The following is a 9944-nucleotide window of genomic DNA, read 5'->3' as shown; positions in this document are numbered from 1 at the left end:
GGGCATGGATGGCTCCCCAAGACCAGCCCCACGAGAAGTTTGTATTCCCTGAGGAAGTACTGCCTCGCGGTAACGCACTATAATTTCTTGTGGATTGGGACAGTTTCTAGCTGTTCAATTCTGATTAGAAAAAGGCTTACAGAGTCTCTACTTTATTTAGAGGCTCTGTTTTTTATGGATGATTTAGGAAATTTGAAACGCTATAGGGGATGCTTGGCGGGAATGCCGACATCTCGCGGAAAGTCTGCAGGGGTGAGCGCTACTTTCTCGATGTAGACGCAGTGGCGGATACCGTGGCTTAGGGGAGTGGTAAATGCATCGACTTTGGCGATCGCCCCTCCCAGTTGCTCAACGGCTTTTTCGAGATGGCTGGCCTCTTCATCCGTCCACTGTCCCCGGTAGAGAACCGCTTGTCCCCCCGGTTTTACGAACGGAACGGCATACTCAGCGCAGACCGTCACCGGGCCTACGGCACGAATCAAGGCAAGATCGTAGCGATCGCGATGGAGCCGAAAAAGTCCCGCTGCTTCGGCACGTTCCGCAAGAGTGCTAATCTGCGTCAGATCGAGTTGTTCACTCAGGGTTTTCAGAAAGGCAATCTTTTTGCGAGTGGAGTCCAGCAGGGTAATTGACCAATCGGGGCGGGCGATCGCCACAGGCAGACCCGGAAAGCCGCCACCCGTACCAATGTCAATCACACGGTAGGGCTGTTCGGGAGATGCTAGCCAAGGCGCAATACCGCGTAGGGAATCCCAGATATGCTTTTCCCAGAACTCATCTGGGTCAGTAATCCGGGTGAGGTTGAACTGACAATTGCCTTCCAAAATTCCGGTGTAGAGATCCTGAAACTGCTGCTGTTGGCGATCGCTCGGTTGCCAGTTCAGGGTTTCGGCGCAGAGGTCTAGAAAGAGGGGAAGCGTTGGGGTAGAAGCGTTCATGATGTCGTCGTCCTACGCTGCCGAAGAACAGGATTTTGCTGCAAGCTGCTGCGGATCGGTGGGGGTGAGTTCCCCTTGGGTAATCGTCCAGCACCGATCGGCGATCGCCAACAGTTCGCCTGGTTCATGGGTGACCACTAGCAGCGACCAATCTTTTTTCAATGCTTTTAATAAATTGACTAACTGCTGCCGCATCGACCAGTCGAGTCCGGCGGTGGGTTCATCCAACATCAGCAAAAAGGGCTGACGAATGAGCTGTACCGCCAAGGCAAGACGACGCTGCTGACCACCGCTGAGGGCTTGCGGATTCGTTTGCAGCGAGAGGTGATCTAACCCGACCGCTTTCAGGGTAGACTCAATCTTTTCCTGTTTCAGTTCGGGATGACCCAGCCGTAGCTCGGTCAAAATCGTATTGCCGCAGAAATGTCGTTCCGGAAACTGAAATACTAGGCCGCCTAACTCCTGACGCTGATCCGGTGCGAGTTCCTGCGATCGCCATCGGATTGAGCCAGAGGTTTGAGATACAAGACCCGACAAAATTTCTAACAGCGTACTTTTCCCCGATCCACTAGGGCCGACCACCAATCCCATTTCTTGGGGGCCAAGCTCCAAGTTGATGGACTTGAGGATCGGTGTGGGTGCCGCTGCAGGGTGATAGGTCAGGTTTTCGATGTATAACATTCAGGCCGGAGCTACTAAAAAGATGGAACAGGACTCGTATTCCACAAATCCCATTCCATCCTACTGCGTGGGGCAAATCCTGCCTACCAAACCAGGACTTTGGCTTCGTACTCTGGTAGATCAATCAGAATGTTGCGATCGCCTCTAGACTGACTCTAGACGGTTTTAAGGTCTATCTGGAGGTAGATGCAGCACCAAATGTGTGCTCTAACGCATCCTAGAGCGCCAGGGGCACATAAAATAGGCACTATGGTTTTATAAGGCTGAGGACTCTAGCTGTGGCATCTTCATCAGGACAGTCTGAACATGAATCGGGCGATCGCAACCAACAGGCCAAAGAACAGTTTCTCTTTCCTAGATCAAAGTATTTTGGCGAATTCACGCCTCAAAATCTAGCGTTTAATGCGAACTTACAGGAATTTGCGCGGCGTGTTGAGTTCATTTGTGCGCTCGAAACGAATGGCAAGCTCTCGACTCATGATGCCTATGATCAGATCAAAGATTTATGGAAAAAGCTGAAAGCTTCGAAGACAGCACTGATTGATACTCCCCCACCCGACCCCCCGGAACTCCCGGATGATAACGTCTAAGTTTAATAAGGTTGAATGGGCGATCGTGGGTTGGGCAGCGCTCAACTCAATATCTTTGACGTCTAGACTTCGTCTTTTCTCCCAGATGAACCCTAAACATAGCCCTTACCTACATCAGATCAACCCTTGATTCATTAGATCGGATATCAAAACCTTGTAACCTGTTGATTGCTGTCCTGATTGCTGTCCCATGTACCCATCTGCTACCTTCATTCGCTCAGTTACCGCACTCACGCTGGGATTGAGCCTGCCGATTACGCCCCTACTGACCATCGGCGCGATCGCCCAATCTCCTAGTCCAGAATCCTCCCATTCCGCCGTCGTTCCCGATGAAACCGTCGAGTGTGAACTGTTGATTGCCGGGGGAGGACTGGCCGGAGTCGCCACTGCCTACGAAGCGTTGCGGGCAGGTCGCACCGTTTGCATGACCGATATTACGGACTGGTTGGGTGGGCAAATTTCCTCCCAAGGCACGTCTGCCCTAGATGAGGCCAGTCGCCAGCGATCGCTCCTGTTTTACCCTGCTGGCTATAACGAACTGCGATCGCGCATTGCGGAACACTACGATCGCCTCAATCCAGGAGACTGCTGGGTGAGTGCGTCCTGCTTTATTCCTGCCGATGCCCATGAAATCTTGGTCGAAATGCTCGCAGAGGCCGAGGATGCCGGGGATGGCACCCTGAAACGGTTTCCCTCCACGGTGATCAAGTCTCTAGATCTGCGGGAGGATGGTCGGCAGATTGAAGGGGCGATCGCCATTCAGCACACGCCAGCCCCCAACGCGCCACCGCTCAACACCGAACCCCTATCCGCCACGCTCGAAGATGCCTACCGCTACGACGATTCCGAGCGCTTCACCAAAACTATCATTCAGTTTGTACCTCCGGAGCGTGAAACCGATGCCCCGGCAGACTGGTACGTGATTGACGCGACTGAAACCGGGGAACTAATTGCCTTAGCCGATGTGCCGTACCGCTTAGGCCTCGATCCGCGATCGGTCGTGAATCCTTCCTCCGCCAGCGAAACGGGCGATCCCTACTGCACCCAGGGCTTCACCTACACCTTTGCGATGGAGCAGATCGAAAATCCCCAACCCCAGGTGATGCCGGGGTTCTATCCCATCTACGAACCCTACTACAGCTACGAAACACTAGACAAAGCCAACTTTGATCTGGTCTTTACCTACCGACGGATTTGGGCACCGGAAACGGGCGATCGCCCGATAGATCCCCGCTTTGGCATTGTTACGCCGCAAGCAGGCGATATTTCAATGCAGAACTGGACATGGGGCAACGATTACCGTCCCGGTACGGCGGAAGACAACCTCATTTATACCCGTGACCAACTGCAGCAATCCGGGCAACTCGACCCCGATGGGTGGCTCGGAGGACTACGGGTCGAAACCCTCCGACGGGGTGAAGAGAATGCGCTGGGGTTCTACTACTGGCTGGTCGAGGGCACAACCGATTCTCAGCTTGGTGATGGAGTGAAGCAACCTCACCCGAATCAGCGGTTCCTGTCGGGATTTGATTCGCCAATGGGTACGGCACACGGACTGTCCAAGTACCCCTACATGCGCGAAGCTCGCCGCATCATTGGTCGCCCTTCCTACGCCTATCCCGACGGTTTCAGCGTCAATGAAATCGATATTTCGAAGATCGACTATCGGGAGCCGTTTTACAAAGAAAATCTATCAGATTCTACCTATCGCGCCCTCTGGATTGCCCTCGCGGGATTGGAAACCACCGCTGCCATTCGCAATAATATTCCAACAGACCAGATCCCAAAACGGACGCGATCGACAATCTATCCTGATTCAGTAGGCATCGCCCAGTATGCCATTGATTTTCACCCCTGCATGACCTTTGCGCCGCCGGAAGCCCCCGGTAACATCGAGTATCCCGATTCTCGCCAAGCCCACGGTCAAGCCTACCCCGCCCAAATTCCTCTGCGGGCGATGATTCCGCAAGATATTGATAATTTCTTGATTGCCGGAAAAAGTATTGCTACCAGCCATATCGCTGCCGCCGCATACCGGGTACATTCCTTTGAGTGGTCAGTGGGGGCCGCAGCAGGAACTACGGTGGACTTTGCCTTAGATAATGACCTTCTGCCCTACGAGTTGGTGGATGATCTGCCCTATCCAGAACCAAAGCTGAGCGAACTCCAGCGGCGGTTAAAAGGACTTGGCAACCCAACCCATTTCCCCAATACATCAATCTTCAACCTGGATTGGGAGGATTGGCGCGTGTGGGGCTAGGTTAGCTATCCCGTTGGGGCTTCCTCGGCAGGGATGGAGGGAGCCGGGCAAATCTCCTCGCTATAGTCAAACTGCACATCAACGAGGTAGATGCGATCGCCCTCCGCCGTGACTACGGTTTCAGTTGTAGCTTCCGGTGAGTCGTCTTCACCCGTTTCAGGGATTGGAGCCGAGAAATCGTATTGGGCGATCGCCTCCAAGGCTTGTTGATTAAAATACTTAAACCCAGAACTCCGAACCAGTTGAGGGTTGCCTTTCAAGCTGCCATCGGGATCTACGACAACGCCATAGATAGCATTTAAACGTTTGGGATCATCCTGAATCCGTCCGAGGATGCGGCAGGCGGTCATGGTGTAGCTGGCCTTGATTGGAATTTTCAGCGGTTCGCCACTCTGCTGACCAAGTTCTTCAAGAAACCAGGTTCCGTAGGCGATATTTGCCTCCTCATTAGTTGTGCCTTCCTCATTAAAGGTAAACAACTCCCGAAGTTGGGCTTGCTCTGCCATCAAGGTTTCTGACGGTTGGGCTGGAGACTCTTCAGGACGGACAGGACGTATGGATTCTCCCTCTAGCGGCACGGTTGGGTCGATGGTCGCCAACTCTGGTAAATCGCGCGTTTCACCCAGATTTGGGGTGGGTTGTTGCGGCTGAGGGGTTTGTGTGGGTGACGGAGAGGGGCTGGATGGTGGTGTAGCCGTGGGAGGAGCCGATGGCGTAATGCTGCGAGGAACGGAGGGCTGAATTGCGATCGGAGGGGGATAAGGGGGAAGGAAAAAGGGTTGGCTGAAGGGAATTGAAAGTTGAGGGATTCGACTCAGAGTGCTGGGCGACCGGAATAAATCGTTCCGGGATGGATCGTTCGCTTGAACGTCCGGAATCTTGGGGAAATCAGGTGTTTCTGGCGTTGATAAATCGGGTAAACGGCTTAACTCATCCGGTGTTAACTCTACTAAATCAACGGTGCGCTGCTCGTTGTCGCTGGGTTCAAACGAGTTACTGGGCAGCATGGGCAGCAGCACAAACAAAAGCCCGTGGATGCCTACAGAAGCTGCCATTGCAATTGATGCAGGCTGGCTTAGGGTACCACGTAGTGAGGGAGGAATGGCAGGTAGGGGCAGTTTTGACATAGGTAAAACGTGATGCTGTATTGGCACAAACAGCGATCGCACTATTTATGTATGGACTCAGGGTATCAGGTGATCGTTCCAGTCTCAACGCTTAGATTCGGGTCGATAGCCGTTTGCCCCCTTTCCCAGGCTGGACTAACGAGAACCCGGAATTTGGATAATCATCAGCGAGAAATAGGAGAGAGACAGATTAGGGCGATCGCTCAAATCGGCATAACAAACCTGATTCGACCAAGTGGCTCGCTCAATCACGTAGCTATGGGAGAGTAAATCGTGCTGTTCCAGGATAGACCACACCTGAGCGTACACCGAGCTTACCTTCATTAAAACCACAACGTCTGAGGTGTTGAGGGCAGTTTCCAAATCTGCAACCGTATACAGTGCGGGGAGAATGGTGAGCCGCTGCGACTGAATCGTAAGGGGAATCCCTACTGCCGCCGCCGCTGCCATGGGAGAGCAAACTCCGGGCACGATTTCGATTTTAGCGCTGAGATCAATTTGCTGCACAGCCTGCGCTAAATAGGTAAACGTGCTGTAAAAACTCACGTCCCCTTCTGAGCAAAAAGCGACATCGTTCCCCTGGCTTAAATGCTTCCAAACCTCCTGCGCAGCAGTATTCCAGGCTTGGGTAAGCACTGCTGCATCTTGGACATAGGGAAAGTCAAGGGAAAGCTGAATTTGATGGGGTTGTAACCAGGGCTGAATAATCTGCTCGGCTATTCCTAGATTGCCGCGAAGCCCAGCCGGAAAGGCGACTACAGGTGCTTGCTGGAGTCGCTTGAAACCTTTTACGGTGATGAGTTCTGAGTCACCGGGGCCAACACCAATACCGTAGAGCGTTCCAATCGTAGTCATGGGGACTTGAGGGATGGTGTTGAATGGGAGCTTAATCGTTTGCCGGAGTGCGTTGGACCGTCGGCCAAAGGGTATCGATGTCTGCCAAGGATCCAACGTTTTCTAAGGCTAGGGATGGGGCTGTGCGTTTGATCAGTCCTGTGAGCACTTTGCCAGGGCCGACTTCAATGACGTGGTCGATTTCTTCTTCCGGTAGACGTCGGGAGATTTCGCGCCAGCGCACTGACCCTGTCATCTGTTGGCTTAGACGTTCTTTCAGGGTTGAGGCATCGGTTGCAGGGGTTGGATCAACGTTCGACAGGACGGGAACCTGGGCATCTTGAAAGGCGATCGCTTCTAAAACGCTCTGGAACTCGATTGCCGCCCCAGCCATCAATGGCGAGTGAAATGCACCGCTGACGTTCAGCTTGACCTTCCGCTTTGCCTTGATGGCTTCTAAAACCGTATCCACTGCCTTTGGCGTGCCGGAAATTACAACCTGACCATCATTATTATCATTGGCTAGTACGACATCAGGCGTTTGACTAATTAACGCTTCCAACTGGGCACGATCAAACCCAATTACCGCTGCCATCATGCCATCGGAGGCGTTGCTCATTAATTCTGCCCGTCGCTTGACCAAGCGCAAGCCCGATTCAAAATCAAACACCCCTGCTGCATAGAGAGCCACATACTCCCCAAGGCTATGGCCTGCAACCACCTGAGGCGCGGGGGCGCGATCGCGCATGAGATCGACCAAAATACTTTCAATGGTGTACAAACAGGGCTGGGTGTAGAGCGTATTGGATACTTTGTCGTCTGGATCCTGGCAAACATCGGGAACTGACCAACCTAAAATGTCTTGGGCGATCGCAAATTTGTCCGATGCGGCAGGCAAATCGTAGAGATCCGCACCCATGCCAATGGCCTGCGAACCTTGTCCTGGAAAGACCCATGCTGTGTGTGTCATGCTTCAATACCGTCAATTTCAAATTGTTTTATAGGGCAACCGTTAAGACAGTCGAGATAGGGGGGAGGTCTGAAGTCCCCACAGAGGATTGAACCCCTGCAACCCGGCCTCAGCAAGTCTTGGATTGATACATGGCCTCGGTCATTGGATGGATTCCAATCCTGATGCTTGAAAGGAGAAGGTCAAGTTGGGCTAACGTCCCCACTGGAAGATCGCCGCGCCCCACGTTAAGCCAGCACCAAACCCCGATGATGCGATGATGTGACCCGGCTGGATTTTGCCTTGGCGTACCCACTCATCCAAGGCAAGCGGGATGGAAGCGGCGGAGGTGTTGCCATAGTTCGCCATGTTGCTGATGACCTTTTCAGGGGGAATCCCTAACCGTTGTGCTGCGGCATCCAGAATACGCTGATTCGCTTGATGGAGCAGGAGCCAATCAATTTGGTCTGCACTGAGATTCGCTCGGAACAAGGCCTTCTCGATAATTTCTGGCACTTTCTTCACGGCAAAGCGGTATACCTCTTGACCGTTCATCTGAATGGGTTGGTATGTGCCCTGCTGAATGGTGACGCCATCCGTTAAGTCACGGGGTTGACCCTGAAACCCAAGGGTTAAGCAGGAATTTTGGGTGCCGTCTGTGCGTAGGTCAAAGCCCAAAAGGCGATCGCCCGTTTCGTTCGCTTGCACCACAATGGCTCCAGCCCCGTCTCCAAAAAGGACGCAGGTGCGGCGATCGCTCCAATCTGTCCAGCGAGACAACACATCTGCCCCAATCACCAGAATGTTCTGATACGCACCCGCACGGATAAACTGAGCTGCCGTGACTAAACCGAACAAAAAACCTGAACAGGCGGCTGTGAGATCAAACGCTGCGGCCTTGACTGCACCTAGCTCAACTTGCACCACTCCCGCCGTACCAAATAAGTCATCCGGAGTCGAGGTTGCCAGAATAATAAGGTCAATATCTGCGGCAGCCACATCCGCCATCTCTAATGCTGATCGAGCCGCCTGAGTGGCTAAGGCCGCAAGCGCATTAGTTTGGCTGGCTAACCGCCGGGAACGAATCCCCGTGCGGGTCGCAATCCACTCATCCGACGTTTCTACTATTCGACTAATACCATCATTACCTAGGGCAACCTCCGGCGTCGCAGAACCACAGCCCGTTATCGAAATTCCAGTCATAAATCTAGGGACTCAAGTCTTACTCTGCACTCTCTGCCGTATCTGCCTGGTGGGACAGCGAGCGTTGCTGATCGGCTACGCGGTCTGCCTCACATTGCACCTGAATGCGCTCTAAAACCTGATGGTCAATCGCCTCTTTTGCAAGGCGGATCGCATTAAAAACGGATGGTGCTTGGGAGCTACCGTGGCTAATAATGCAAATACCATTGACGCCCAGTAGCAACCCACCCCCATGTTCAGCGTGATCAACTCGCTGACCGATACGGCGCAGATTTGGCTTTAACAGGGCCGTTCCCAACTTTCCTCGAATGCCCTTCGGCAACTCTTCCTTCAAAATTTGGAGCAGGACACCCCCAACGGCTTCAGCAAATTTCAGCAATACATTGCCCACAAAGCCATCGCAGACAATGACATCAAAATCACCCGACAGCACATCTCGCCCTTCGGCATTACCGACGAAATGAACCCGTGGATTTTCTTGCAACATTTGATGCGTGCGAACCGCAAGGTCATTGCCTTTGGTTGATTCTTCGCCAATGTTCAGCAATCCGACCTTTGGCTCAGTCACGCCCAGCACATACTGGGAATAGATACTGCCCATGACCGCAAATTGTTCCAAGAATTTTGGACGACAGTCTACGTTTGCGCCGACGTCCAGAATCAGAACGGAACGACTGGGAATGAGGGTGGGAAATACTGCACCAATGGCTGGTCGCTCAATCCCTGGCAATCGTCCTAGACGCAGCAGTGCAGCGGCCATCGCTGCGCCAGAATGACCCGCCGAAACAACGCCATCAGCCTGCTTCTTCTTCACAAGTTCCATCGCTACATTGATGGATGCTTTTGGCTTTTTACGAAGACCCGTCAGAGCTTCCTCGTGCATTTCAATCGTTCCTTCAGACGGAATGATCTGAATATTTGCGGAGGAATGGTGACGCTGAATCTCCTGTTCAATGAGCACTGGATCGCCCACAAGAAGCACGTCTATATCTAGCTCCTCTTGTGCTCTCAATGCTCCCGCGACAATTTCCGTGGGGGCAAAATCCCCACCCATCGCATCAATTGCTATCCTTGCCCGAGGTGATCCCATTGATCAATGCTTGTAGAAACCTAGAAAATTCTATCAGATGGCACTGACTCAAACATGGATTTGTGGTTGCAAAGATTCGGATACCTTCGGATCCTAGTCAATTTCGACGGTGGAGTCAGTAATGCGCTGGAATAGATAGCCCGTTCCGCGAGCGGTTAGAATCAGTTCCGGGTTACTAGGATCATCTTCAAGCTTGGCTCGCAAGCGCGAGATGTGTACATCCACCACGCGGGTATCGACGTGACGCTCCGGCGTGTATCCCCAGACTTCTT

11 protein-coding genes are annotated in these 9944 nt (G+C 52.9%); 3 read left to right on the top strand and 8 right to left on the bottom strand.

What is annotated here, in order from left to right; translation table 11 throughout:
* A partial coding sequence (locus IGR76_09370) for a photosystem II protein D2 (GenBank protein ID MBF2078713.1) occupies positions 1 to 83 on the top strand: 83 nt, incomplete at its 5' end.
* 117 nt (positions 84 to 200) lie between these two features.
* Here IGR76_09370 and rsmG read toward each other — a convergent pair.
* Positions 201 to 938 (bottom strand): 16S rRNA (guanine(527)-N(7))-methyltransferase RsmG, encoded by a 738-nt coding sequence (gene rsmG, locus IGR76_09365; GenBank protein MBF2078712.1) that lies wholly within the window; start codon positions 936 to 938, stop codon positions 201 to 203.
* Positions 939 to 950: 12 nt separating this feature from the next.
* A complete protein-coding gene (locus tag IGR76_09360) occupies positions 951 to 1619 on the bottom strand; it encodes an ABC transporter ATP-binding protein (GenBank protein MBF2078711.1) in 669 nt (222 codons plus the stop codon).
* Positions 1620 to 1897: 278 nt separating this feature from the next.
* Here IGR76_09360 and IGR76_09355 point away from each other — a divergent pair, with 278 nt between their 5' ends.
* Both IGR76_09355 and IGR76_09350 read left to right on the top strand, forming a co-directional pair.
* The gene (locus IGR76_09355; GenBank protein ID MBF2078710.1) at positions 1898 to 2209 is read left to right on the top strand and encodes a hypothetical protein; all 312 of its coding nucleotides are present in this window, start codon (positions 1898 to 1900) and stop codon (positions 2207 to 2209) included.
* A 190-nt stretch (positions 2210 to 2399) separates the two neighbouring features.
* On the top strand, positions 2400 to 4469 hold the full coding sequence (locus tag IGR76_09350; GenBank protein ID MBF2078709.1) for an FAD-dependent oxidoreductase: 2070 nt from the start codon (positions 2400 to 2402) through the stop codon (positions 4467 to 4469).
* Positions 4470 to 4474: 5 nt separating this feature from the next.
* Here the strand turns inward: IGR76_09350 and IGR76_09345 are convergent, their stop codons facing one another.
* The 6 genes from IGR76_09345 to IGR76_09320 form a co-directional block, all read right to left on the bottom strand.
* The gene (locus tag IGR76_09345; protein MBF2078708.1) at positions 4475 to 5524 is read right to left on the bottom strand and encodes an energy transducer TonB; all 1050 of its coding nucleotides are present in this window, start codon (positions 5522 to 5524) and stop codon (positions 4475 to 4477) included.
* Between the two features lie 207 nt (positions 5525 to 5731).
* The gene (locus tag IGR76_09340) at positions 5732 to 6451 is read right to left on the bottom strand and encodes a precorrin-2 C(20)-methyltransferase (protein MBF2078707.1); all 720 of its coding nucleotides are present in this window, start codon (positions 6449 to 6451) and stop codon (positions 5732 to 5734) included.
* A 31-nt stretch (positions 6452 to 6482) separates the two neighbouring features.
* Entirely contained in the window at positions 6483 to 7400 is a 918-nt protein-coding gene (gene fabD / locus IGR76_09335) for an ACP S-malonyltransferase (GenBank protein ID MBF2078706.1), read from the bottom strand.
* Between the two features lie 192 nt (positions 7401 to 7592).
* Positions 7593 to 8582, bottom strand: a complete 990-nt coding sequence (locus IGR76_09330) for a beta-ketoacyl-ACP synthase 3 (protein ID MBF2078705.1) — start codon at positions 8580 to 8582, stop codon at positions 7593 to 7595.
* A gap of 19 nt (positions 8583 to 8601) precedes the next feature.
* The gene (plsX, locus tag IGR76_09325; protein ID MBF2078704.1) at positions 8602 to 9672 is read right to left on the bottom strand and encodes a phosphate acyltransferase PlsX; all 1071 of its coding nucleotides are present in this window, start codon (positions 9670 to 9672) and stop codon (positions 8602 to 8604) included.
* A gap of 93 nt (positions 9673 to 9765) precedes the next feature.
* Positions 9766 to 9944, bottom strand: a 179-nt coding sequence (locus IGR76_09320; GenBank protein MBF2078703.1) for a winged helix-turn-helix domain-containing protein, incomplete at its 5' end; no start/stop codon positions are given.

This window comes from Synechococcales cyanobacterium T60_A2020_003, assembly GCA_015272205.1.
Taxonomy (GTDB): Bacteria; Cyanobacteriota; Cyanobacteriia; order RECH01; family RECH01; genus JACYMB01.
This window is presented reverse-complemented; position numbering and strand designations above follow the sequence as displayed.